Annotated in this window: 23 protein-coding genes; 14 read left to right on the top strand and 9 right to left on the bottom strand. The window is 72.7% G+C overall.

Going from position 1 to position 24,071, the window contains the following annotated elements; all coding sequences use genetic code 11:
- Window positions 1-18: 18 nt before the first annotated feature.
- From AC0I8G_RS13980 to AC0I8G_RS13930, 11 genes are all read left to right on the top strand, one after another.
- A complete protein-coding gene (locus AC0I8G_RS13980) occupies window positions 19-588 on the top strand; it encodes a dihydrofolate reductase family protein (protein ID WP_471730450.1) in 570 nt (189 codons plus the stop codon).
- Between the two features lie 23 nt (window positions 589-611).
- Window positions 612-1,214, top strand: coding sequence for a YdcF family protein (locus AC0I8G_RS13975; protein WP_471730449.1), 603 nt, complete (start codon window positions 612-614; stop codon window positions 1,212-1,214).
- A gap of 99 nt (window positions 1,215-1,313) precedes the next feature.
- Window positions 1,314-2,582 (top strand): ABC transporter substrate-binding protein, encoded by a 1,269-nt coding sequence (locus AC0I8G_RS13970; protein WP_471730448.1) that lies wholly within the window; start codon window positions 1,314-1,316, stop codon window positions 2,580-2,582.
- A gap of 9 nt (window positions 2,583-2,591) precedes the next feature.
- The gene (locus AC0I8G_RS13965; protein ID WP_471730447.1) at window positions 2,592-3,533 is read left to right on the top strand and encodes a carbohydrate ABC transporter permease; all 942 of its coding nucleotides are present in this window, start codon (window positions 2,592-2,594) and stop codon (window positions 3,531-3,533) included.
- Window positions 3,523-4,419: a carbohydrate ABC transporter permease gene (locus AC0I8G_RS13960; protein ID WP_471730446.1), complete on the top strand. Its 897-nt coding sequence runs from the start codon at window positions 3,523-3,525 to the stop codon at window positions 4,417-4,419. The genes AC0I8G_RS13965 and AC0I8G_RS13960 overlap by 11 nt, the downstream gene beginning before the upstream one ends.
- Before the next feature lie 23 nt (window positions 4,420-4,442).
- The gene (locus AC0I8G_RS13955) at window positions 4,443-5,285 is read left to right on the top strand and encodes a fumarylacetoacetate hydrolase family protein (protein WP_471730445.1); all 843 of its coding nucleotides are present in this window, start codon (window positions 4,443-4,445) and stop codon (window positions 5,283-5,285) included.
- A complete protein-coding gene (locus tag AC0I8G_RS13950) occupies window positions 5,285-6,604 on the top strand; it encodes an L-fuconate dehydratase (protein ID WP_471730444.1) in 1,320 nt (439 codons plus the stop codon). Before AC0I8G_RS13955 ends, AC0I8G_RS13950 begins: the two co-directional genes overlap by 1 nt.
- Window positions 6,601-7,347, top strand: a complete 747-nt coding sequence (locus AC0I8G_RS13945) for an SDR family NAD(P)-dependent oxidoreductase (RefSeq protein ID WP_471730443.1) — start codon at window positions 6,601-6,603, stop codon at window positions 7,345-7,347. The genes AC0I8G_RS13950 and AC0I8G_RS13945 overlap by 4 nt, the downstream gene beginning before the upstream one ends.
- Window position 7,348: 1 nt before the next feature.
- Window positions 7,349-8,320: an aldo/keto reductase gene (locus AC0I8G_RS13940; protein WP_471730442.1), complete on the top strand. Its 972-nt coding sequence runs from the start codon at window positions 7,349-7,351 to the stop codon at window positions 8,318-8,320.
- Entirely contained in the window at window positions 8,317-9,144 is an 828-nt protein-coding gene (locus tag AC0I8G_RS13935) for an amidohydrolase family protein (protein WP_471730441.1), read from the top strand. The genes AC0I8G_RS13940 and AC0I8G_RS13935 overlap by 4 nt, the downstream gene beginning before the upstream one ends.
- Before the next feature lie 13 nt (window positions 9,145-9,157).
- Window positions 9,158-10,498, top strand: a complete 1,341-nt coding sequence (locus tag AC0I8G_RS13930; protein WP_471730440.1) for an alpha-L-fucosidase — start codon at window positions 9,158-9,160, stop codon at window positions 10,496-10,498.
- A 3-nt stretch (window positions 10,499-10,501) separates the two neighbouring features.
- On the opposite strand, the gene AC0I8G_RS13925 is transcribed toward AC0I8G_RS13930, so the two are convergent.
- The 4 genes from AC0I8G_RS13925 to AC0I8G_RS13910 are packed head-to-tail and all read right to left on the bottom strand — an operon-like array spanning window position 10,502 to window position 12,941.
- On the bottom strand, window positions 10,502-11,209 hold the full coding sequence (locus AC0I8G_RS13925; protein ID WP_471730439.1) for a FadR/GntR family transcriptional regulator: 708 nt from the start codon (window positions 11,207-11,209) through the stop codon (window positions 10,502-10,504).
- A gap of 1 nt (window position 11,210) precedes the next feature.
- A complete protein-coding gene (locus AC0I8G_RS13920) occupies window positions 11,211-11,540 on the bottom strand; it encodes an L-rhamnose mutarotase (protein WP_471730438.1) in 330 nt (109 codons plus the stop codon).
- A gap of 32 nt (window positions 11,541-11,572) precedes the next feature.
- Window positions 11,573-12,244, bottom strand: a complete 672-nt coding sequence (gene pdxH, locus AC0I8G_RS13915; RefSeq protein ID WP_471730437.1) for a pyridoxamine 5'-phosphate oxidase — start codon at window positions 12,242-12,244, stop codon at window positions 11,573-11,575.
- 22 nt (window positions 12,245-12,266) lie between these two features.
- Entirely contained in the window at window positions 12,267-12,941 is a 675-nt protein-coding gene (locus tag AC0I8G_RS13910; protein WP_471730436.1) for a Type 1 glutamine amidotransferase-like domain-containing protein, read from the bottom strand.
- A 297-nt stretch (window positions 12,942-13,238) separates the two neighbouring features.
- Here AC0I8G_RS13910 and AC0I8G_RS13905 point away from each other — a divergent pair, with 297 nt between their 5' ends.
- A complete protein-coding gene (locus AC0I8G_RS13905) occupies window positions 13,239-14,225 on the top strand; it encodes a LacI family DNA-binding transcriptional regulator (protein ID WP_380261494.1) in 987 nt (328 codons plus the stop codon).
- Between the two features lie 24 nt (window positions 14,226-14,249).
- A complete protein-coding gene (locus tag AC0I8G_RS13900) occupies window positions 14,250-17,267 on the top strand; it encodes an alpha-mannosidase (RefSeq protein ID WP_471730435.1) in 3,018 nt (1,005 codons plus the stop codon).
- Here the strand turns inward: AC0I8G_RS13900 and larC are convergent, their stop codons facing one another.
- The 3 genes from larC to larE are packed head-to-tail and all read right to left on the bottom strand — an operon-like array spanning window position 17,268 to window position 20,024.
- Window positions 17,268-18,488: a nickel pincer cofactor biosynthesis protein LarC gene (gene larC, locus AC0I8G_RS13895; RefSeq protein ID WP_471730434.1), complete on the bottom strand. Its 1,221-nt coding sequence runs from the start codon at window positions 18,486-18,488 to the stop codon at window positions 17,268-17,270.
- On the bottom strand, window positions 18,485-19,186 hold the full coding sequence (larB, locus tag AC0I8G_RS13890) for a nickel pincer cofactor biosynthesis protein LarB (RefSeq protein ID WP_471730433.1): 702 nt from the start codon (window positions 19,184-19,186) through the stop codon (window positions 18,485-18,487). Before larB ends, larC begins: the two co-directional genes overlap by 4 nt.
- Window positions 19,179-20,024, bottom strand: coding sequence for an ATP-dependent sacrificial sulfur transferase LarE (larE, locus tag AC0I8G_RS13885; protein ID WP_471730432.1), 846 nt, complete (start codon window positions 20,022-20,024; stop codon window positions 19,179-19,181). The genes larB and larE overlap by 8 nt, the downstream gene beginning before the upstream one ends.
- A gap of 157 nt (window positions 20,025-20,181) precedes the next feature.
- On the opposite strand from larE, the gene AC0I8G_RS13880 reads away from it, so the two are divergent.
- Window positions 20,182-21,288: a LacI family DNA-binding transcriptional regulator gene (locus AC0I8G_RS13880; protein ID WP_471730431.1), complete on the top strand. Its 1,107-nt coding sequence runs from the start codon at window positions 20,182-20,184 to the stop codon at window positions 21,286-21,288.
- Here the strand turns inward: AC0I8G_RS13880 and AC0I8G_RS13875 are convergent.
- Complete coding sequence (locus tag AC0I8G_RS13875; RefSeq protein WP_471730430.1) at window positions 21,256-22,635, bottom strand: mannitol dehydrogenase family protein; 1,380 nt, start codon at window positions 22,633-22,635, stop codon at window positions 21,256-21,258. The genes AC0I8G_RS13880 and AC0I8G_RS13875 overlap by 33 nt on opposite strands.
- Entirely contained in the window at window positions 22,632-24,056 is a 1,425-nt protein-coding gene (uxaC, locus tag AC0I8G_RS13870) for a glucuronate isomerase (RefSeq protein ID WP_471730429.1), read from the bottom strand. The genes AC0I8G_RS13875 and uxaC overlap by 4 nt, the downstream gene beginning before the upstream one ends.
- Between the last annotated feature and the right edge of the window lie 15 nt (window positions 24,057-24,071).

The following is a 24,071-nucleotide window of genomic DNA, read 5'->3' as shown; positions in this document are numbered from 1 at the left end:
TCAGGAGAGGGTGGTCGGGTGCGACGCCTCACCTACCACGTCGGGACGACCCTCGACGGGTTCATCGCCGGGCCCGCGGGTGAGTTCGACTTCTTCCCCGTCAGCGCGGACCACGTCGCGCAGATGGTCGCCGAGCACCCCGAGGTCCTGCCGAGCGCGGCGCGGCGGGCGATGGGGATCGACGAGCTGCCCAACCTCCGCTTCGACACCGTCGTGATGGGCTGGGACACCTACCGTCCCGCGCTCGAGGCGGGCATCGGCAGTCCCTACGCCCACCTGCGCCAGGTCGTCGCGTCCACGACGCGCAGCCCGCAGGACCCGGCGGTGGAGGGCACCGCGGACGCGCTCGCGACCGTCCGGAGCCTGAAGGCCGAGGACGGTCTGGGGGTCTGGCTGGCCGGTGGTGGACGACTCGCCGGCGCCCTGGCCGAGGAGGTCGACGACCTGGTGCTCAAGGTGTACCCCGTGGTCGCCGGTGACGGGATCCGGGTCTTCTCCGGCGGGTTCTCCGTCCGGGCCTTCGACGCGACCGGCTCGCGCACGTTCGACAGCGGGGCGGTGGTCCTGTCCTACGCCAGGCAGCGCTGACCGCGGCCGGCCTCGGTGCCGGGGTGTTCCTCGTCGTCGAGGCCGCCCACCGGATCGCCTCGCGGCGGGGGTTCCCGGCGGGCGGGGGAGGAGGCGCACCCGACGTCGTCCTCGTCCTCGGCTGCCCGTCCCGTCGTGACGGCTCGCTGCACCCCCTGCAGCGCTGGCGCACCGAGATCGCCGTCCGGACCGCACCCGCTGCGCGTCTGGTGTTCTCCGGTTTCGCGGGGGACCACGGTCGCAGCGAGGCCGCGGTGATGGCCGAGCACGCCCGGGACGACCTCGCCGTCCCGCCCGACCGGATCGTGCTCGAGACCGCAGCCCGCACCACCTGGGAGAACGTCGAGCTCACCCTCGGGGAGCTGCAGCGGGGTGGACGGGTGGCCATCGCCTCCTCTCCGCTGCACGCGCTGCGGGCCCGCCGCTACCTCCTGCAGCAGCGGCCGGACCTGGCGCTGCGGCTGGTGCCCGCGGCGGACTACCGCTTTGGTGAACGGTGGCGCTGGAAGGCGCTGACCCTCCTCTACGACGTCCTGCGCTCGGTGTCGTTCCGGCTTCCCGATGCGATCATTCGCGGTGAGACATCCGATGTCCCGGAACGCGAACGGCGCAAGACTGTCCCTTGACAGTGACGATCACCAGGTAGAGGCTTCAGACATCCGAGGTCTAGCTCGGGGCTTCGCGCGGTCTTCGCCGCGGTGACACCGACGTCATGGAGTCTTCTCATGTCCGCTCCGCACTTCTCCCTCTCCCGTCGATCGCTGCTGTCCGCCGCCGGTGGGGTGGGCGCCCTCGCCGCCCTGTCGGCCTGCGGTGGTGGGTCGCAGGGTTCCTCCGGTTCCGAGGGTGACGCCCTCAGCTGGTTCATGTGGTCCGGCTCGACCCAGGAGGTCGACGCCTGGAAGCACGTCGCCGGTCTCGTCACCGAGGCCGACCCGTCGACGAAGGTGGAGTTCCAGACCGCGGCCTGGAACGACTACTGGACGAAACTCACCTCACAGGCCGCCAGCGGTGCCTCGGCCGACCTGCTGGGCATGCAGTCCCTGCGCGCACCGCAGTTCGCCCAGCTGCTCGTCCCGCTCGACGACCAGCTCGAGACCCTGGGGATCGCCGACGACACGTTCGAGTCCAGCATCTTCGACGGGCTCAAGGTGGACGGCAAGCTCGTCGCTCTGCCCTACGACTTCGGCCCCTACGTGGTCTTCTACAACAAGACCGCGTTCCAGGCCGCCGGGCTCCCGCTGCCGGCGGAGGGCTGGACCACCGACGACTTCACGACCGCCGCCAAGGCGTTGACCACGGACGGGAAGTACGGCTACTTCGCCAGCACGAGCATCGACGCGGTCATCCCGTTCGTCCTCAGCGAGTCCGGGAAGGCGGCCGTCGACGACGCCGGTGAGCTCGACGTCGACAACGACGCCTGGCGCACGACGCTGGGGTGGTACCGCGACCTCATCGTGAAGGAGAAGGTCGCCGCCCCGCTGCCCGCGGGGAACTCGTCGGCCGCCGCCACCAACCAGTTCCTGGCCGGGAACGCGATGATGAACATCGACGGCCCCTGGAGCCTCATCAACGCCAAGGCGACCGCGAAGTTCGAGGTCGGGATCGCACCCGTCCCCGCGGGAGCCATGGGGTCGAAGACGCAGACGGCCGGTTCGGGCTTCGGGGTCTCGACCGCAGCCAAGGACCCGAAGAAGGCAGCCAAGGCCGTCTCGATCCTCACGGGGACCGACGCCGAGTCCTACCTCGGGCAGCAGGGGCGGGCGTTCCCGGCCCGGACTGCGCAGCAGCAGGCCTGGTACGACGGCAACGACGTCGGTGACGCCAAGGCCGTCATGGACTACTCCATCGAGAACTCCGTCCCCTACAAGACGACCGCGACCTGGACCCAGGTGAACGACACCTACAGCCGCTACGCGGTATCGGCGTTCAACGGGGACAGCACGGTCGACGACCTCCTCACCCGGGTCCAGGCCCAGGGCAAGGCCAAGTAGGAGGCGGACGTGGCGGTTCCAGCAGTCATCGTCCCCGGCGAGGAGACGCACCGTCGGGCGAGACCACCCGGGGGACTGAGGAAGGGTGACGGCCGGGCGGCCCTGGGGTTCCTCGCCCCGGGGGCACTGGGGTTCATCGCCTTCACGCTCTTCCCGGTCGTGGCCTCGCTGGCCATGAGCTTCTTCGACTGGCCGGTCCTGGGGTCACCGTCGTTCGCCGGGTTCGGGAACTACGTCGAACTCTTCACCACCGACGACACGTTCCGCACGGCGATCCTCAACACCCTGCTCTTCGTCGTGCTCTACGTCCCAGTCAACATCGTGGTCTCGATGAGCCTCGCCGTCTGGATCTCCCCCCGGATCGCCGGCCGGCGGTTCTACCGCGTCCTGTTCTTCATCCCGGCCGTGACGCCCATGGTGGGCAACGCCGTCGTCTTCGGTCTGCTGCTCACTCCCAACGGGCTGATCGACTCGACCATGAAGAGCCTGTTCGGCGTCGGCGCCCCGAACTTCCTGGGGTCCTCGTCCTGGGCGATGCCCGCGGTCGTCATGATGTCGGTCTGGCAGGGGTTCGGGTACAACCTGCTGGTGTTCTCCGCGGCCCTCGACGCGGTGCCGAGCCACCTCGTCGAGGCGGCCGAGATCGACGGGGCCGGAGCGGTGCGCCGCTTCTTCAGCGTGGTCCTCCCGCTGCTGTCGCCGAGCATCTTCTTCGCCACGGTGCTGACGCTCATCTCCAGCTTCCAGGTGTTCACCCAGTCCTACGTCCTCACCGGCGGTGGCCCGGGCAACAGCACGACGACGTTGGTGATGTACCTCTACCAGAGCGGTTTCCAGTTCTTCCGCCTCGGATTCGCCTCCGCGATCGCGTGGGTCCTCTTCGTCTTCATCATGATCGTGACCGCGATCCAGTTCATCGGGCAGAAGAAGTGGGTCCACTATGACCAGTGACACCTCCACTTCGCACCCGCCGGTCGTCCGGACGCGCTCGCCGCGTCCGCTGAACTCCCGCCCGCGCCACCGGGGTCGGCGCATCGTCTCGCAGGTCCTGCTGACCCTGGTCGGCCTGCTGTTCCTCATGCCTCTGGTCTGGATGGTCGCGAGTTCGCTGAAGTCCGGGGGTGAGGTCTTCTCCACCCCACCGAAGCTGCTGGGTGGCCACCTGCTCTTCGGGAACTACTCCGAGGCCGCGAACTACCTGCCGTTCGGACGGTTCATGCTCAACACCCTGTTCGTCGCGGTCGCCGGAACGCTCATCACGCTGGTGACCTCGGCGATGTCGGCCTACGCCTTCGCCCGGCTCCGGTTCCGGTTCCGCGAGCAGGTCTTCCTGCTGTACCTCGGGACGCTCATGGTGCCGCAGGAGGTCGTCGTCGTCCCGATGTTCCTGATCATGAAGGAACTCGGCTGGGTGAACTCGTTCCAGGCGCTCATCCTGCCCTGGGCCTTCACCGCCTTCGGCACCTTCCTCCTGCGCCAGTTCTTCCTCACCATCCCCCTCGAGCTCGAGGAGGCGGCGAAGATCGACGGGGCGGGTCACTGGCGCATCCTGACCGCGGTCATCGTCCCCATCGCGGCGCCGGCCTTCGCGGTGCTCGCGGTGTTCACCTTCATCGGCTACTGGAACAGCTTCCTCTGGCCCCTCATCATCACCAACGACACGTCCACGACGACGGTCCCCCTGGGCCTCAACCTCTTCCTCGGCCAGAACGGGCAGGAGTGGCAGCTGCTGATGGCGGCTGCGACGATCTCCATGGCCCCGACGGTGCTGCTCGTCCTCGTCCTGCAGAAGTACCTCGTACGCGGTATCGCGTTGTCCGGCCTCGGCGGCCGCTGAACCACCAACGCACTAGGAGAACCATGAAGATCATGCGCATCGGAGCACCGGGTTCGGAACGGCCCGTGGCCCTGCTCGGGGACGGCCGCCACGTGGACCTGTCGCACGTGCTCGACCCGCGGACCGCGTGGACCGATCAGGACCTCGTCCGGGCTCGCGCGGCCCTCGCGGACGCCGCCCCGACCGACGTCGCGGGGGAGCGGGTGGGCAGCCCGATCCCCCGACCGGGCGCCGTCGTCTGCATCGGGCTGAACTACCGCGACCACGCGGCCGAGACCGGTGCACAGGTGCCCGGAGAACCCGTCGTCTTCCTCAAGGTCCCCTCGACCGTGATCGGCCCCTTCGACGAGGTCCTCGTCCCGCGGGGCAGCGTGAAGACCGACTACGAGGTCGAACTCGGGGTCGTCCTCGGCCGCCGGGTACGCTACCTGGACTCCGCCGAGGAGGGGCTGGCCGCCGTCGCGGGCTACGTCGTGTCGCACGACGTCTCCGAACGGGAGTTCCAGCTCGAGCGGGGCGGTACCTGGGACAAGGGGAAGAACTGCGAGACGTTCAACCCGCTCGGTCCGTGGTTCGTCACGGCCGACGAGGTGCCCGACCCGACGTCGCTGGGCCTGCGGTGCTGGGTCGACGGTGAACTCCGTCAGGACGGTACGACGAAGGACCTGGTGTTCGGGATCGGTGAGCTCGTTCGCTACCTCAGCCGGTTCATGGTGCTCGAGGCCGGCGACGTCATCAACACCGGAACCCCGGCGGGGGTGGCCCTGGGGCGGCCGGACCCCAAGCCGTACCTGCGGGCCGGGCAGGTCGTGGAGTGCGAGATCGACGGCCTCGGCCGCATGCGGCAGACGGTGGGGGCGGCCTGATGGCCCGGTTCACGACGTTCACGACGCACGACGTCCGCTTCCCGACCTCGCGCGACCTCGACGGCTCCGACGCGATGAACCCCGACCCGGACTACTCCGCCGCCTACCTCGTCGTCGGCACCGACGCCGCCGACGGGTTGCAGGGGCACGGTTTCGCGTTCACCATCGGCCGCGGCAACGACGTGCAGGTCGCGGCCATCGAAGCCCTCGCCGGCCACCTCCTCGGCCGTGACGTCGACGCGGTGCTCGACGACATGGGCGCCACGTGGAAGTCCTTCGTCGACGACTCCCAGCTGCGCTGGCTCGGTCCCGAGAAGGGCGTCATGCACATGGCGATCTCCGCGGTCGTCAACGCGCTCTGGGACCTGCGGGCCAAACGGGCGGGGTTGCCGTTGTGGGACCTGCTGGGGCGCATGTCCCCGGAGGAGCTCGTCGCGCTCGTCGACTTCCGCTACCTGACCGACGCGCTGACCCGCGACGACGCGCTGCAGATCCTGCGCGCCGCGGAACCGGGGCGGGCTGCCCGCCGGGAGGAACTGCTGCGCAGTGGTTTCCCCGCCTACACGACGACGCCCGGCTGGCTCGGCTACTCCGACGAGAAGCTCGTGCGGCTCGCCCACGAGGCCGTCGAGGAGGGTTTCACCCAGATCAAGCTGAAGGTCGGCGGGAACGTCGAGGACGACGTGCGGAGGATGCGCATCGCGCGGGAGGCCGTCGGACCGGACGTGCGGATCGCCGTCGACGCCAACCAGCGATGGGACGTCGGACCCGCGATCGAGTGGATCGGGGCGCTCGCGCCGTTCGACCCGTGGTGGGTGGAGGAACCGACCAGCCCCGACGACGTCCTCGGCCACGCCGCGATCCGCCGGGCCGTGAGCCCCGTGAAGATCGCCACGGGTGAGCACGTGCAGAACCGGATCGTCTTCAAGCAGCTCCTGCAGGCCGGTTCCCTCGACGTGCTGCAGATCGACGCGGCCCGCGTCGCGGGGGTCAACGAGAACGTGGCGATCCTGCTGCTCGCCGCGAAGTTCGGCGTCCCGGTCTGCCCGCACGCGGGTGGCGTGGGGTTGTGCGAACTCGTGCAGCACCTGTCGATGTTCGACTTCGTCGCCGTCGCGGGAACCACGCAGGACCGGGTGATCGAGTACGTCGACCACCTGCACGAGCACTTCGTCGACCCCGTCGACGTCTCCGGCGGGTGCTACCACGCACCGCGGAACCCCGGTTTCAGCGCGGAGATCCACCCGGAGACCCTGCAGCACTTCGCCTTCCCGGACGGCGCCGAGTGGCGCCCCGTCACGACGGAGGTACCGGCGTGAGCGGGATGGACGGACTGCGGGTGCTGGTGACCGGGGGCGCCTCGGGGATCGGCGCGGCCACGGCCGCGCGCTTCGAGGAGGAGGGGGCGCGGGTCGTCGTGCTCGACCGCGACCCCGCCGAGGGGTTCACCTCGGTGGTGGCCGACCTCTCCGACGACGCCTCCGTCCGGGCGGCGGTCGCGGAGGCCGTCGAGACCCTCGGCGGGCTCGACGTCCTGGTCAACAACGCGGGGATCGGAGCCACCGGGAGCGTCGCCGACAACGACGACGAGGAGTGGCACCGCGTGTTCGACGTCAACGTGCTGGGCATCGTGCGCACCACCCGGGCCGCGCTGCCGGCCCTGCGCGCCTCCGAGCACGCCGCCGTGGTGAACACGTGCTCCATCGCGGCGTGGACGGGGCTGCCGCAGCGCGCCGTCTACTCCGCCACCAAGGGCGCCGTGCAGGCGCTCACCCTCGCGATGGCCGCGGACCACCTGGCCGACGGGATCCGGGTCAACTGCGTGAACCCGGGGACCGCGGACACGCCGTGGGTGCAGCGCCTCCTCGACGCCAGCGCCGACCCGGCCGCCGAACGGGTTGCGCTGCAGGCCCGGCAGCCCACCGGGCGCCTGGTGAGCGCGGAGGAGGTCGCGCACGCGATCGTCCATCTCGCCGACCCGCGGTCCTCGGCCACCACCGGCGTCGCGCTGGCGGTGGACGGTGGCATGCACACGCTCCGTCTGTCCGCGCGGAGCGTGTGACGTGCTGGACCTCGGGCACTGGGGACTGGGCGCGGCCGCCCTCGGGAACCTCTACACCGCCGTCGACGACGACACCGCCCGGGCGACCGTCGACGCCTGCTGGGACGCCGGGATCCGCTACGTCGACACCGCACCGCACTACGGCCTCGGGCTGTCGGAGCAGCGGGTGGGATCGGCGGTGCGCGAGCGGCCCCGCGATGAGTTCGTGCTGGAGACCAAGGTGGGGCGACTCCTGCGACCGGTACCCGCCCGGGGGCGCGACGACGAGGGCGGGTTCGACGTCCCCGCGGCCTTCGAGCGGGTCTGGGACTTCTCCGCGGCGGGGGTGCGGAGGTCGGTGGAGGAGAGCCTGGAACGTCTCGGGCTGGACCGCATCGACGTCGCCCTCGTGCACGACCCCGACGACCACGTCGAGGAGGCCCGGGCCGGGGCCTTCCCGGAACTCCTGCGGATGCGCGAGGAGGGACTGATCGCCGGCGTCGGCGTCGGGATGAACCAGACGGAACTCCCGACCCGGTTCCTCGAGGAGTTCGACCTCGACGTCGTCCTCGTCGCCGGGTGCTACCACCTGCTCGACGCCAGCGCACTGGTCGACCTGTTGCCGGCGGCGGTGCGCCGAGGGACGGCCGTCGTCCTCGGTGGGGTGTTCGCGTCGGGGATCCTGGCCCACGACGACCCGCCGGCCGAGGCCACCTACGCCTACGCACCGGCACCGGCGGAACTGCTGGAGCAGGCGCGGCGGATCGCCGTGGTCGCCCGCGAGCACGGGACGACGTTGCCGGCGGTGGCCGTGCAGGCCGCTTCCGCGCACCCGGGCGTCGCCTCGCTCGTGCTGGGGATGCGTTCCCCGGCAGAGGTCGCCCGCAACGCGGCGCTCTTCGACACCCCGGTGCCCCCGGAGGCCTGGGAGACGTTGCAGCGGGAACGCCTGCTGCCCGCGGGGATGCCGGTACCGACGGAGGCCGCCGCGTGACGTCGGTGATCGACGCCCACCACCACCTCTGGGACCCAGCGGTCCGCACGTACCCGTGGATGGTGGACGAACTGGCGAAACCCTTCACCCTCCAGGACCTGCGGCAGGTGACGGCGTCGGCCGGGGTGGACCGCACCGTGCTCGTCCAGACCGTCTCCGACCTCGCCGAGACGCAGGAGTTCCTCGCGACCGCGGCCGCGTCGCAGGGGCTCGTCGCCGGCGTCGTCGGCTGGGTGGAACCGACCGGCGACGTCGCGGGGCAGGTCGCGGAACTCCGGGACGGGCCGGGGGGCGACCTCCTCGTCGGGGTCCGCCACCAGGTCGAGGACGAGGCCGACCCGGACTGGTTCGCCCGTCCCGGGGTGCTGGACGGTGCGCGGTCGGCCGCGGGTGCGGGGCTGGTGACCGACCTGCTCGTGCGCTTCGACCAGCTCGCGTCCGCGACCAGGCTCGTGGACGCGGTGCCCGACGGTCGTTTCGTCCTCGACCACGGAGCCAAACCCCCGATGGGTACCGAGGACTACGGCGTCTGGGAGGCGGGCGTCCGCGAGCTCGCCCGCCGCCCGCAGGTCGTCGGCAAGCTCTCCGGGCTCTTCACCCTGGACCACCAGGAACTCCTCCCCGTCGCCGTCGCCCACCTGGTCGACGTCTTCGGCCCGGACCGGCTGGTCTTCGGGACCGACTGGCCGGTCAGCACCCTCGCCGACGACCACGCCGGCGTCGTGTCCCGCACCCGGGAACTCCTGAGCGGGTTCTCGACCTCCGAACGCGACGCCGTCCTGGCCGGGAACGCCGTCTCCACCTACCAGCTGCAACCCCTCTGAGAGGAACCACGCCGTGGCCATGTTCACCGACGCCCCGCAGCGTCCGGAGCTGTACCGGAAGTTCGAACGCGAGGTCCCGCAGTGGTACCGGGACGTCAAGTTCGGCATCTTCGTCCACTGGGGTGCCTACTCGGTGCCGGCCTGGGCCGAACCCATCGGCGAGCTCGGCACGATCGACCCCCACGAGTGGATGAAGCACAACCCCTACGCCGAGTGGTACGCCAACACCATCCGCCTCGAGGGTTCGCCCGCCCAGCAGCACCACGCGGAGGTGCACGGCGGACAGCCCTACGACGAGTTCCTCGACGAGTGGTCCGCGTCGGAGTTCGACCCGGCCGACCTGGTGGCGCTCTTCCGGCGCGCGGGTGCGGGGTACCTCGTCCCGACCACCAAGCACCACGACGGCATCACGCTGTGGGACGCCCCGGGCACGGGAACCCGCAACACCGTGGCCCGTGGTCCGAGGCGGGACATCGTCGCCGAGTTCGCCGCGGCCGCCCGCGCCGCCGGGATGAAGTTCGGCACCTACTACTCCGGCGGCCTCGACTGGCACTTCACCGACCTGGCCCCGCACGACGGCGACCCGCTGCTGGAGAACCGCCCCGTCGACGCGGCGTACAACTCCTACGCCTTCGCCCACGTCGCCGACCTCATCGCGAAGTACGCCCCGGACGTCCTCTGGGGTGACATCGAGTGGCCCGACGCCGGCAAACCCGACGGCCCGGAGAGCTTCGCCCGCATCCTCGAGCAGTACTACGCCGCCGTGCCCGACGGGGTGGTGAACGACCGCTGGGGACTGACGCACTGGGACTTCCGGACGAGCGAGTACCAGGCCGGTCGCGACGCCGAGTCGCAGGGCGTGTGGGAGAACTGCCGCGGGATCGGCTACTCGTTCGGCTACAACCAGGTCGAGGACGCCTCGCACTACCTCGACGGGCCGGGTGCGGTGCGCCACCTGCTGGACGTCGTCTCCCGCGGCGGGAACTTCCTGCTCAACGTCGGCCCCGACGAGGCCGGTCGCATCCCGGAACTCCAGCGGCGCTGCCTCGAACAGGTCGGGGACTGGATGGAGCTGAACTCCACCGCGGTGCACGGGACGACGACGTGGACGGAGGGTTCCGCCTCGGAGGAGCCGTGGGTCCGCTTCACCCGCAGCGGCGACGTCGTGCACGCCGTCGTCGACGCGAGCGGCCCGGTGACCCTCGACGTCCCCGCCGGTTCGCTCTCGCCCGCCTCGGCCCGGCTGCCCGACGGCACCCCGGTGCCGGCGCGGGAGGAGGACGGCCGGGTCGTGCTCGACGTCCCCACCACGACGGTGCCCGGTCCGGTCGTGGTGGACCTCGACCTGGCGTGACGGTCAGCCGGGCGGGAGCGGTCCGCCGCCACCGCGGTCGGCACTGACCGACCGCAACCACTGCTCGACGCCCGCGACGTGGACCTCGGCCCAGGCCCGGGCCACGTCGTGGCGGCGCGTGGCCATCGCCTGCTGGATGGCGCGGTGCTCGTCGAGGGTCCGGGTCGTCGCTGACTCCTGGGTCAGCCCGCGCCACACGCGGGCCCGGTGCAGCGGGCCGGAGAAGCTCTCGATGAGGGAGGCGAGGACGGAGTTCCCCGACCCCAGGGCGATCCGTCGGTGGAACTCCTGGTCGTTGGCGACCAGGTCCTCCACGGTGGGGTCGGGACCCAGCTCGTCGAGCAGGTCGGCGAGTGCGGCGATCTCGGCATCGTCCATGCGGGTCGTCGCCATCGACGTCGCGGCGGGTTCGAGGAGCCGCCGGACCTCGAGGAACTCCAGCAGCGAGTCGTCGCGCTGGACGTCCACGACGAACGTCACGGCGTCCAGCATCACCCCGGGTTCGAGGCTGGAGACGTAGGTGCCGTCACCCTGCCGGACGTCGAGGACGTTGATGAGGGCCAGCGCCCGGACGGCTTCGCGGAGGGAGTTGCGGGACAGCCCGAGGGCGGCGCTGAGTTCCGCCTCACGGGGCAACCGGTCACCCGGGCGGAGCTCCCCGCCGAGGATCATCTGCTTGATCTGCTCGATGGCCTCGTCGGTGAGCGCCACGTCAGCCGTTCCCGCGCTGCTGGTCCCGGAAGCTCCACACGAACGGCAGGCCGTCGTCCCCGCCGGAGTAGTCGTCGGCCGCCGACTGCAGGGGGGTCACCCGCGCCTGCCAGGCCAGGTTCGCGGGGTGGTCCCGGAGGTGTTCGCGCATCACCTGGTAGTCCTCGACGTCGAGCCAGTGGAAGACGTCGCAGCCGTCGCGCCAGATCCGCCAGTCGCGCACCCCGGCCTCGGCCAGGGCATGCAGGAGGTCGTCGGGAACCCTGGCGTGCAACCGGTCGTAGTCCTCGACCGCGTCCTCGTGCAGGCGGGTGTGCAACGTCCTCTCCATGCCGCAACGTTACCCGCAGTCCCCCGGGGAGTTCAGGGTTGGCGACGTTCGACCCGCCAGGGCCCGGCGTCGTCCAGGGGGGCCGGACCGGCGTCGGCCACGAAGACCAGCCGGTCGTGCAACCGGGAGGTGCGGCCCTGCCAGAACTCCACCTCCCGGGCCCGCACGAGGTACCCGCCCCAGTGCGGGGGCACCGGCACGTCGTCCGCGGAACCGGTGTCCGGCCAGCGTTCCCGCAGTTCCGCCTCGCGCGCGTGCAGCGCCGCGGCGGAGGGGACGGTCTGCGACTGCTCGCTCGTCCAGGCCCCGATGCGGGAACCGTAGGGCCGGCTGACGAAGTAGGCCCCGGTCTCGGCCCGGGGGACCTCCTCGGCCACACCACGGACGGAGACCTGACGGTGCAGGCCGTGCCAGCCGAAGAGCAGCGAGACCCGCGGGTCGTGGGCGATCCCGCGGGCCTTGCGGGAACGCTGGTTGGTGAAGAATACGAACCCCCGGCCGTCGACGGCCTTGAGCAGGACGGTGCGGGCCGAGACACCGTCGGCGTCCACCGTCGCCACGACCATCGCGTTGGGTTCGACCACGTCGGCGGCCACGGCGGCGGAGTACCAGTCCTGGAACTGCGCGAGCGGTGTCGCGGCGAGGGTCGACTCGTCGAAGGACGTGGTGCCGTAGTCGACACGACGGGCAGCGGGGTCTTCCACGGGACCACGGTATCCCCGCGGCTCAACCGCCCGTCAGTCGCCAGGTGGTTCCCGCGGGGAGCTCACGGTCCGCGCCGTCGGGCGTGAAGAGGTGCAGCGGCTCCGGACCGACCACGCGGGCCCGCGTCCCGTCGCTGACCAGACCGCTGCGTTCGGGGAGACCGATCACGACGCGACCGCGGCTGCGGGACCAGTGCCGGAGTTCCACCGTGAGCGAGGGCTCGTGGTGCGGCCGCAGGACGGCCCCGGCGACGCGGTCGAACCCGTGGGTGTCGGTGACGCCGGCGTGGTTCGGGTCCAGCCCCTCCGCGATCGCGATGTCCGCGCCGAGCAGGACGGCTCCCGCGCTCCTGCCGTAGACCAGCCCGCCGTCGTCGAGGAACGTCCGCAACGGTGGCCAGAGGCCGCGCTGCCGGATCTCCCGAGCCAGGTCGAAGGTGTTGCCGCCCGGGACGGCCACCACGTCCACCCCGGTCAGGTCGCCGTCCCCGTCGTCCTCGCCCACGCCCCACGCCTGCACCGTGAACTCGCCCCGGGCGGCCAGCGCGGCGCGGAACCAGCGGACGCTGCCGTCGCGCTGTGCCCCAGGAGCCATCGCGAACGGCCAGAGGGCGACGCGGCGACCCGGCAGGAACACCTCGTCCCACAGCAGCGCCTCGTCGTGCTCGTCCCCGCCGCCGCCGAGGTGGACCGTCACGCCATCACCTCGTCACCCCGCCGTGCGTCGTGGCACCGCCCGGCCGCTCGTCCTCGGCGTCGGTCACCGGACCGGGATGGGAGGCTCGTTCGCCGGGTATACGTACGTCGTCGACCTCCACCCGTCCAGGATGCCGCACGGGCGGCTCGCGCGGGGGCGGGCCCCGGGCGCGGGTGGGACAGGGCGCCGCGAACCCGCTGACGCGCGGACGACCATCGGCTACCTTGTCGCCGAAGGCTCTGGAAACGTTCGCAGGGCAGCAGGGAGGTCGTGGTGGGTCCAGGTCGTCCGCCCACGATGCGTGACGTCGCAGCGCACGCCGGGGTCAGCGTCAGCACCGTCTCGCGGGTCGTCAACGCCGAGAGGTACGTCGACCCGGGGACGCGCGAGAAGGTCGAGGCGTCCGTCGCGAGCCTGGGGTTCCTGCGCAACGAGAGCGCCCGCACGCTCCGACCGGGGCAGCGCACCGCGACCATCGCCCTCGTCGTCGAGGACCTCACGAACCCCTTCTCCGCCGACCTGGCCCACGGGGTCGAACTCGTCGCGGCCGGCGCGGGGTACGTGATGCTGCTGCTCTCGACCGGTCGCGACGCGAACGGCGACCGGGACCGGGCCCGGGAACGCGAGATCGTCGCCGAACTGCTGAGCCGCCGGGTGGACGGCGTCCTGATCGTTCCGGGGGCCGACGACGCGGACGGCCACTACGCCGCGCTGGCCGAGCGCGCCCCCGTCGTCTTCGTCGACCGCCTCCCGCGCGGGGTCCGGGGTGACGTCGTCCTGCTGGACAACTCCGGCGGCAGCCGGCGTCTCACGACGTGGTTGCTGGAGCGGGGGCACCGCCGGATCGGCTACGTCGGCGGCGACCAGCGGTCCGGTCCGGGATCCCGCCGGTACGCGGGGTTCCGCGCGGCGCTCAAGGCGGCGGGGATCGGTGAGGAGCCCGAACTGCTCCGGTTCGGTCACCACAGCAGCGACGAGGCCAGGACCGCGACGAACGGGCTCCTCGCGCTGTCGCGACCGCCGACCGCGCTGTTCTGCGACAACAACCGGATGACGGTCGGTGCGCTGCTCGCCGTCCACCGGGCGCGGGCCGACGTCGTCCTCGCAGGTTTCGACACCGTGGAACTCGCCGAGGTCCTCGTGGACCGGGTCGCCCTGGTGACCTACGATCCCGTCGACGTCGGTCGCCGGGCGGCGAGGCTGCTCACCGAGCGGCTGTCCGGTGAGACGTCCGCCCCACGCCGCATCACCGTTCCGGTCGAACTCGCGGAGTTCGGCAGCTGAAGAAGGACCGTCGAGGAGGACGTCGTGCACGACCAGCGTCAGGTCACCGAAGCCCGTCTGGAACGAGCGGTCGTGCAGCGCATCGCGCCCGCCGTGCACACCCTGTCCCTGCCCGTGGAGGTGGCCGCCTGGCCCGCACCGGGCGAACCCGTCCCGATCGAGGAGGGCCTCGGGGCCACGTACGGCGAGTTCGCCGTGGGGGAGGCCTGGGGACCGCCCTGGAGCACCACCTGGTTCCGGTTGCGCGGGGAGGTCCCGGCGGACTGGGCCGGGCGTGAGGTCGAGGTCGTGTTCGACCTGGGCACCGACGCCCGCAACGTGGGGTTCCAGGCGGAGGGGCTCGTCTACACGTCGGCGGGCGAACCGGTGAAGTCCATCAACCCGCTCTCGACCTGGATCCCGGTGCCGGCCGGGACGACGACGTTCGAGTTCTTCGTCGAGGCCGCGGCCAACCCCGACGTGCTCGGTGGCGGCGGCCGGGCGTTCGACCCCTCCCCGATGGGTGACGTGCTGACCGCCCCGAGGGACCCGCTCTACGTCCTGGCCCGCGCCGACCTCTGCGTGCGCGACGTCGAGGTCGCCGAACTGCTGAGCGACCTGGAGGTCCTCGGCGGGCTGATGCTGGAACTCCCGCTCGAGGACGCCCGGCGCTACGAACTCCTGCGGGGCATCGACCTGGCGCTCGACGCCCTCGACCCGCACGACGTGGCCGGCTCCGCCGCCCGGACGCGGGCGGTGCTCGCTCCGCTGTTCGCCGCGAAGGCCCGCGCCTCGGCGCACCGGGTCAGCGCCGTCGGTCACGCGCACATCGACTCCGCGTGGCTCTGGCCCCTGCGCGAGACGGTCCGCAAGGTCGCGCGGACGGCCGCGAACGTCACCCAGTTGATGGACGTGCACCCCTCCTTCGTCTACGCCATGAGTTCCGCCCAGCAGTTCGCCTGGATCGCCGAGCACCGCCCCGAGGTGCACGAGAAGGTGAAGCGGCGCATCGCCGAGGGACGTTTCGTCCCCGTCGGCAGCATGTGGGTCGAGTCCGACACCAACATGGTCGGGTCCGAGGCCATGGTCCGCCAGTTCCTCGAGGGCAAGGGGTACTTCGCCCGCGAGTACGGGATCGACACCGAGGAGGCGTGGCTCCCCGACTCCTTCGGGTACTCGGCCGCGTTGCCGCAGATCATGAAGCTCGCCGGGGTCCGCTGGTTCCTCACCCAGAAGATCTCCTGGAACACCGACAACAAGTTCCCGCACCACACCTTCGACTGGGAGGGCATCGACGGCACCCGGATCTTCACCCACTTCCCGCCCGTCGACACCTACAACTCCGAGCTCTCGGCGAAGGAACTCGCCCACGCCGCCCGGAACTACCAGGAGAAGGGCCGCGCCGGCTGGTCCCTCGTCCCGTTCGGCTGGGGCGACGGCGGCGGTGGCCCCACCCGCGAGATGCTCTCCCGCGCCGACCGCCTCAGGGACCTGGAGGGTTCGACGCGGGTCTCGTTGCACTCACCGCGCCAGTTCTTCACCACGGCCGAGGCGGACTACCCCGACCGGCCCGTCTGGTCCGGTGAGCTGTACCTGGAACTGCACCGCGGCACGTACACCTCACAGGCGAAGACCAAGCAGGGCAACCGGCGCAACGAGCACCTGCTGCGCGAGGCCGAGCTCTGGGCCACCACGGCGAGCGTCCGGCACGGAGCGGAGTACCCCGCGGCGAGGTTGCAGGAGCTGTGGCGGACGGTGCTGCTGCACCAGTTCCACGACATCCTGCCCGGTTCCTCGATCGCGTGGGTGCACCGCGAGGCCGCGGCCACCCACGCCCGGGTCAGCGCGGAACTCGAAGGGATCGTCGCGACCTCGTTGGCGACGGTGGCGGGGGAGGGCACGACCGCGCTCGTCGCCAACCCCACCCCGCACCCGCGCACCGGGGTGCCCGCGCTCGGTCTCGGCGTCGCGGAACCCTCCGCCGCCGTCGTGACGTCGACTTCCGACGGTCCGGACACCGTCCTGGACAACGGGGTGCTGCGGGTGCGCGTCGACGCGGCCGGCAACGTCACCTCGGTCCTCGACCTCGCCGCCGACCGGGAGGTGCTGCTGCCGGGGACGCACGCCGGTCTGCTGCAGCTGCACCGCGACACCCCCAACAAGTGGGACGCCTGGGACGTCGACGCGCACTACCGCCACGTCGTGCGCGACCTCGTCGAGGCCGACTCCGTCGAGCTGCACGCCGACGAGGGGGAGGGGGCGAGGATCGTCGTCACCCGGTCCACCGGTGCGAGCACCCTCGTCCAGACGATCCGGTTGCCGCGCGGGGAGTCCCGCATCGCCTACACCCTCGACGTCGACTGGCACGAGCGCGAGGCGATGCTCAAGGCGGCCTTCGGCCTCGACGTCCACGCCGACCGCTCCGCCTCCGAGATCCAGTTCGGTCACGTGTTCCGGGCGACCCACGAGAACACCAGCTGGGACGCCGCCCGGTTCGAGATCTGCGCGCACCGCTGGCTGCACGTCGCGGAGGCCGGGTACGGCGTCGCGGTGACGAACTCCGCCACCTACGGTCACGACGTGACCCGCTCGGTCGTGACCGACGGCCGCCCCGGCACCACGGTGCGGTTGTCGTTGCTGCGGGCCCCGCTCTCGCCGGACCCGGAGACCGACCAGGGCCGTCACGTCCTGGAGTACTCCCTCGTGGTGGGGGCGGACATCGCCGACGCCGTGCGCGAGGGGTACCGGCAGAACCTGCCGGAACGGGTCGTCACCGGCGCCGGCCCGGTCGCACCGCTCGTCGCCGTCGACGTCCCCGGCGTGGTGGTGGAGGCCGTGAAGCTCGCCGAGGACGGGTCGGGCGACGTCGTCGTCCGGCTCTACGAGTCCCTGGGGGCCCGCGAGCGGGCCCGGCTCACCTGGGGTTTCCCGGTCGCCTCGGTCACCGAGGTCGATCTGCTCGAACGCCCGCGAGAGGAAGGCGTGACGAGCGTGGAGGACGGCGGGGCGAGCGTCTCGCTGCGGCCCTTCCAGATCCTCACCCTCCGCCTGGCCCGGGCCTGATCAGGGCGCGTCGCGCAGGACGGCGCCGGGGGGTGGGGGAGCGCCGACCACCCACCCGGCGTCGGCCGCGGCGGCGAGCGCGGCGGTCAGGGTGGTGCGTTCCGGCCGGCCGCTCGCCCGGGCCAGCGCGACGACGGTGTCGAACTCCGGCATCACCTGCCGGACGATCCCGTCGGCGTGGCCGACCTTCACCGCGACGCTCCCGCCCTCGACCGCCACGTCGACCCAGCCCCGCGGCAGCGCGAACCGGGTGCAGTCGCTGCGGCGCACGCCCAGCGTCGACGTGCTCGCGACCACCTCCGCCTCGAGCGCGTCGGCGCGTTCGGGGGCGGCGAGCACGGTGAGGACGTGCGCCGGGCGGCCCTTCTTCATGAGGACGGGGACGAGCCACGCGTCGTCGGCGCCGGCGGCGAGCAACCCCGCGAGGACCCCCGGCCACAACCGGGGGTCGAGGTCGTCGACGTTCGCCTCGAGCTGGACCCCGCGGCGACGCGGAACCGCTGCGGCCGTGCGCGTCCCGACGACCACCCGGGTCACGTTCGGACGCCCGGCGACGTCGCGCGTCCCCGCCCCGGTGCCCGACCCCGTGACCCGCAGCCCGGGCAGGTCCTCGTCCTCGCCGAGCGCCGCGAGGAGGGCCATCCCGGTAGGGGTGGTGAGTTCGCCCTCACCGCCGGCCAGCACCCGCCGGCCCCGGGAGAGTTCCACGACGGCCGGGACGGGGACGGGGATCGAGCCGTGCGCGGCCCGGACCCGTCCCGAGCCGAGGGCCACGGCTCCCGAACTCACGGTGGTGATCCCCAGGTCGTGCAGCGCGGCGCAGACGCCGACGACGTCGGCGATCGAGTCGAGCGCGCCGACCTCGTGGAAGTGCACGTCGGCCGCGGGCACCCCGTGGACGTGGCCCTCGGCCCGGGCCAGCAGCGCGAACACCGCGGTGGCGTCGTCGCGCACCCGGTCCGTGAGCCCCGCGCCGGCCAGCATCCCCTCGATGCTCGACCAGCTGCGGTGCGGCGGGTCCTCGTCGCGCAGGTCCACCTCCGCCTTCGTGGCCCGCAACCCGGCCCGGGTGACGGTCGCCGTCGAGATCGCCACGGCGTCCCCCACGACCGCGGCCACGGCGCCCCGGACGGCGCCCAGCGAGGCGCCGGCGTCCAGCAGGGCGCCGAGCAGCATGTCCCCGGCGATGCCGGCGGAGGCGTCGATCCACGCGTGCGTCATGCCCCGTCCTCCTGGGGTGCGGCGATCTGTGCGGCCAGGTGACCTGCGCCGTAACCGTTGTCGATGTTCACGACGCTCACGCCCGGCGCGCAGGAGTTCAGCATGGTCAGCAGCGGGGCGAGCCCGCCGAACGCCGCGCCGTAGCCGACGGAGGTCGGCAACCCGACGACCGGGGCGCTCACGAGCCCGGCGACGACGCTGGGCAGCGCGCCGTCCATCCCGGCGGCCACGACGATCACCCGGGCCCGGCGGAGCAGGTCGAGGCGCGCGAGCACGCGGTGCAGCCCGGCGACGCCGACGTCGACGACGAGTTCGCTGCGCCGGCCCAGGTAGCCCGCGGTGAGGTGCGCCTCCCGCGCGGCGGGCAGGTCGGAGGTCCCCGCGGCGAGCACGACGACGAGACCGCCCCGCGGTTCCGGCCGCGTCGGCGGCCAGGCCAGCAACGCGGCGCTCTCGTCGTGGAACGCGTCGGGCAGGACGTCCAGGACGGCGGCGGCGTGCCCGGCACCGGCCCGGGTGAACAACGTCGTGACGTCGGGACGCCCGGCGAGCGCGGTCGCGATGCGCCGCACCTGCTCGGGGGTCTTGCCGGCGCAGTAGACCGCCTCGGGGTACCCGCGCCGCGCTCCGCGGTCCAGGTCGAGCTCGGCGATCCCGGCCAGCGGGTCGGAGGGCGGGTCGGGGAGCGGTTCAGCCACGCTGCAGCACCTCCAGGGTGAACGCCCCGGACTGCATCCCGGCGAGGTCGAGGGTCGCCCAGCGGAACCCCGCCCCGCGCACGGCGCTCAGCACCTCCGGGCGCAGCTCGCCGGCCGCGCGCAGCAGGTCCTTGGGGTGCAGTTCGAGCCGGGCGATCTCGCCGTGGTGGCGGACCCGGACGTCCGGCAACCCCAGCGCGTGCAGCGCCGCCTCGGCGGACTCGACCTGGGCGAGCTTGGCCGGGGTGACCTCCTGGTGGTGCGGGATGCGTGACGCGAGGCACGGCGCGGCGGGTTTGTCGGCGCAGGGCAGGTCCCAGGCCCGGGCGAGCGCGCGGACCTGCGCCTTGTCCATGCCGGCGTCGGCCAGTGGGCGCAGGACCCGGTGCGCTGCAGCGGCTCTCGACCCCGGACGGTCGGGACGCCGGGCGTCGTCGGCGTTCTCGCCGTAGGCGACGGCGTCCAGCCCGTGGGCCAGCACGACGTCGTCGTCGATCCGCTGGAACAGCTCGTCCTTGCAGTGGAAGCAGCGGTCCGGCCCGTTGGCGCGGTAGGCGGGGTTGTCGCCCTCGCGGGTCGCGACCTCCAGCACCCGGACCCCGACGTGGGCGGCGACGTCGTGGGCCGCGACCCGTTCGCTCGCGGGCAGGCTCGGGGACACCCCGAGGACGGCGGTCACCCGCGCCGCCCCCAGCGTGCGCGCCGCGGCCGCCAGCACGACGGAGGAGTCCACCCCGCCGGAGAACGCGACGCCGAGCCGCTCGATGCCCTCGAAGCAGCGCGCCAGCGGGCCGGGCACCCCGTCCCGGTCGGGGGGGACGGGTGACGAGCTGGGCATCGCGGTTCCTTCCGGTTCGCTCGGGCGACCGCACGCGGACGGTCCTGCACCCCATTCAAGCCACCCGGGGCAGCGGGGACCACCACGGTTGCCAGGAGTTGCTACGGTCGCCCGCAACCGCGGTGCGACGGGGCGACGGGGGACCGGAGGTGGCGACGTGGACGAGCTCGCGCCCCGGGCGTCCCCTGAACCTCCCGAGCCGGCCCGCGACGCCGGCGTCACCATCTACGACGTCGCGGCGGCCGCCGGGGTGTCCGCCTCGACGGTGTCGCGGGCGCTGTCGAAGCCCGGGCGGGTGAGCTTCCGCACCGCCGAACACGTCCGCCGGGTGGCCACCGGGCTGGGGTACCGGTCCTCGCGGACGCTGCTGCCGATGTCCGCCCGCGGGACGGGCGTGCTCGCCTTCGTGGTCGCCGACATCGCCAACCCGGTGTTCGTCGGGATGATCCGCGGGGCCGAGCGGACCGCGGCCCGCAACGACCTCACCCTGGCGATCGTCGAGACGCAGGAGTCCGAGCACGCCGAGGCGCAGGCCCTGGCCCGTCTGGAGGCGACGGTGGACGGTTTCGTCCTGGCCTCCTCCAGGTTGAGCGACCAGGCGATCCGGGCGGTGGCGAAGCGTCGGCCGGTCGTCGTGCTGAACCGTTCCGTCGGGTCGGTCACCTCGGTGCTCAGCGACAACGTCCGGGCCGTCAAGAAGGCCGCCGAGCACCTCGTGGAGCGGGGACACTCCTCCATCGCCTACCTCGCCGGGCCCGAGAACTCCTACGCGGACGGGACCCGCTGGCGCGGTCTGCAGGAGGCGGGTCTGGAGCTGGACCTGCGGGTCGTCCGCATCGGCGCGAACCTGCCCACCCTGCGCGGGGGGGCCGAGGCCGCGCGGGTCTGGGGGAGGCGGCCCACCACCGCGGTCATCGCCTACAACGACCTCATGGCCATCGGGTTCCTCAAGGCGGTGACCGCGGGCGGGCGCCGTGTCCCGCAGGACGTCAGCGTCATCGGGTTCGACAACATCGTGGACGCCGACCTCGTCGGACTGACGTCGATCGCGGCCCCGCTGGTGGACATCGGCGCGACCGGGGTCGCGCACGTGGCCTCCGGCAGCGTCCGCCCCGTCGGTGGTGCTCTCGACGGACTCACCGGCGAACCCGTCCTGCTGCCGGCCTGGCTCGTCGTGCGCGGGTCCACCGGCCCCCACGCCGGCTCACGTCCCGGCCGGCGCCCGGCGACCTCAGTCCGTCGGGGTCAGCGCCGCGAGGCGTGACGCGACGAGCTCCACGAGCTCGCGGTCCTCCCCGAGCCCGGGGTGCAGCAGGTCCAGGACCTCCGGGACCCCCTGCGCCGCAGCGTGCTCCGCCCGGTCCGCCGACGGGTCGTCGACGGGCGCCCCGACGCCCCGCAGGTGCAGGACCCACGCCGCGATCGCGGTCGCGCAGCCCACCGGTGACCGGCCGGCAGCGCGTTCGGCCAGCAGGGCGGGGACGATCCGCAACGGCAGCTTGAGCGAACCGCCGGCGGCGATCTGCGCGAGCAGGTGCCGCACCCCGGGGTTCGCGTAGCGCTCCAGCAACGCCGCCCGGTACGCGGTGAGCTCCTCGGCAGGGAGGTCGAGGTGACGGCAGGCCTCGTCCCAGAACTCCTCGACCCAGCCCCGGCACTCCGGATCGGCGACGGCGTCGGCGATGGTGCGGTGGCCCCGCACGCTCGCGGCGTAGGCCAGCAGCGAGTGCGACCCGTTGAGCAGCCAGAGCTTGCGCCGTTCGTAGGGGGTCACGTCGTCGACGAAGGTCACCCCGGCGCTCTCCCAGGCCGGTCGACCGGCGGGGAAGCGTCCGCTGACGACCCACTCGGAGAACGGCTCCGTCGGGACGGGCGCCTCGTCGGTGACCCCGGTCAGCGCGGTCACGGTGGCGAGCACCTCCCCGGTCGTCGCGGGCGTGATCCGGTCGACCATGGAGTCGGCGAAGTCGACCTCCGCCCCGATCCACGCGTGCAGACCGCCGTCGAGGAGTTCCGCCAGCTCGAGGACGACCGTCGCGGTCACGGCCCCGTTGTGCGCCAGGTTGTCGCAGGAGAGCAGCGTGACCGGCCCGGCTCCCGCCGCCCGACGGGCGGCGAGACCCGCGACGAGGCGCCCCGGCAGGGTGGTCACCGGGGCGGTGACGTCGGTGCGCAGGGCCTGCAGGTCGACGACGACGTCGGGGCGTTCGACGTCGAGGTGCCCGTCGCCGGTGCGCAGGTAGGCGGCCTCGGTCGCCGTGATCGTGACGATCGCCGTCTCGCGGCGGCGCAGCAGGTCCAGGTAGGTGACGTGGTCGGTGCTGGGGTGCACCTGCGCGAGCGAGCCGATCACCTCGGCGTGGTCGCCGTCGGCCCCGCGCACGAGCAGCGTGTAGAGCCCGTCCTGGCGGGCGAGGCGGACCGCGACGTCGGGACGACGGCCGGTGAACGCGGCGATGCCCCACTCCGCGGCGTCGGTGGCGTGCGCGGTGTACCAGGCCTGGTGGGCGCGGTGGAAGTTCCCCAGCCCCAGGTGCACGATGCGCACCGGGGGCGCGGGCGGGATCCCGGGCAGGTCGCGGGACAGGCGCACGGTCTGGGTGCGGGTCACAGTCGGAACGCCTTCCGGGGGTTGCGGGTCACGAGGTCGACGATCGTCTCGGCCGCCTCGTCCTCCTCGAGCCGACCGTCGGCGACGAGGGTGGAGAGGTGGACGGCGTCGAGACGGCGCGCCATGTCGTGGCGGGCGGGGATCGAGCAGAACGCGCGGGTGTCGTCGATGAACCCCGACGACTTGGAGAACCCCGCCGTCTCGGTCACCGCGGCGCGGGCCCGGCCGATCGCGTCGGGGGCGTCGAGGAACCACCACGGCGCCCCGACGTGCACCGCGGGGTAGAAACCGGCCAGCGGAGCGATCTCGCGGGAGAGCGTCGTCTCGTCCAGGGTGAACAGGACCAGCTGGAACCCGGGGTTCGTCCCGAAGTCCTCCAGCACCGGCCGCAGCGCGCGGGTGAACTCGACCTGGACGGGGATGTCGGCGCCGACGTCCTTGCCGAACTCCCGCGCGGTCGGGCCGTGGTGGTCGCGGCACACCCCGGGGTGCAGGGTCATGACGAGGCCGTCCTCCGACGACATCCGCGCCATCTCCCAGAGCAGGTGGCGGCGCAGCGTCGTCGCCTCGGCCTCGGCCAGTTCTCCCTTGCGCGCCAGCGCGTAGAGGTCGGCGGCCGTGCCCACGTCGAGCTTGTCGGTGCGGACGTCGACGTGGCTGTGGTCGGCCGACACGGCACCGTGGGCGCGGAAGTGGTCGCGCCGGTCCTGCAGCGCCGCGAGGAACCCCCGGAAGTCGCCGGTGTCGATCCCGGAGACCTCGTGCAGGCGGTCGGCGTGGCTGTTCCAGTCGGGCGCGCCGACCTCGAGGTAGCGGTCGGGCCGGAACGTGGGGACCACCCGGCCGGTGAACGTCGGGTCCTGCGCCAGCAGCCGGTGGTCGGCGAGGTCGTCGCACGGGTCGTCCGTCGTGGCCAGGACCTCGACGCCGAACCGCTCGAACAGGGCTCGGGGCCGGAACTGCGGGGTCGCGAGCGTCGCGGCGATGCGGTCGTAGATCTCGTCGGCGGTGTCGGCCGAGGGGCGGACGTCCACGCCGAAGAGCTCCACCAGCTGGACCTGCATCCAGTAGCGCACCGGGGTCCCGCGGTAGGCGGACCAGTTCTCGCAGAGCAACCGGAACGCCCGGCGGGCCCCGTCGCCGTCCAGGGTGGTGCCCACCCCCAGGTCGCCGAGGTGGACGCCCTGGGAGTGCAGCATCCGCGTCACGTAGTGGTCGGGGGTGATGAGCAGCGACGTCGGGTCCCCGAAGGGGGTGTCGTGGGCGAGCCACGCCGCCGGCACGTGGCCGTGGGGGGAGAGGATGGGCAACCCCGAGACCTGGGCGTGCAGCCGCCGCGCGATCTCCCGGCGGACGGGGTCCGCGGGCAGCAGGCGGTCGGGATCGAGCTGCAGCGGCGCAGCGGGCGTGGGCGACGACATGGGTCAACCTGAGCC

Source organism: Kineococcus sp. AC630, assembly GCF_979255925.1.
Note: the sequence above shows the minus strand (reverse complement) of the source record. Positions and strands in the feature narration are given on the sequence as shown.

What these genes read in the sequence shown, in the direction of transcription:
- AC0I8G_RS13970 (WP_471730448.1), top strand. Translation starts at nt 1,314, where the DNA reads ATGTCCGCTCCGCACTTCTCCCTCTCCCGTCGATCGCTGCTGTCCGCC.
- AC0I8G_RS13960 (WP_471730446.1), top strand. Translation starts at nt 3,523, where the DNA reads ATGACCAGTGACACCTCCACTTCGCACCCGCCGGTCGTCCGGACGCGC.
- AC0I8G_RS13955 (WP_471730445.1), top strand. Translation starts at nt 4,443, where the DNA reads ATGAAGATCATGCGCATCGGAGCACCGGGTTCGGAACGGCCCGTGGCC.
- AC0I8G_RS13950 (WP_471730444.1), top strand. Translation starts at nt 5,285, where the DNA reads ATGGCCCGGTTCACGACGTTCACGACGCACGACGTCCGCTTCCCGACC.
- AC0I8G_RS13920 (WP_471730438.1), bottom strand. Translation starts at nt 11,540, where the DNA reads ATGGAGAGGACGTTGCACACCCGCCTGCACGAGGACGCGGTCGAGGAC.
- AC0I8G_RS13905 (WP_380261494.1), top strand. Translation starts at nt 13,239, where the DNA reads ATGCGTGACGTCGCAGCGCACGCCGGGGTCAGCGTCAGCACCGTCTCG.
- larC (WP_471730434.1), bottom strand. Translation starts at nt 18,488, where the DNA reads ATGACGCACGCGTGGATCGACGCCTCCGCCGGCATCGCCGGGGACATG.
- larE (WP_471730432.1), bottom strand. Translation starts at nt 20,024, where the DNA reads ATGCCCAGCTCGTCACCCGTCCCCCCCGACCGGGACGGGGTGCCCGGC.
- uxaC (WP_471730429.1), bottom strand. Translation starts at nt 24,056, where the DNA reads ATGTCGTCGCCCACGCCCGCTGCGCCGCTGCAGCTCGATCCCGACCGC.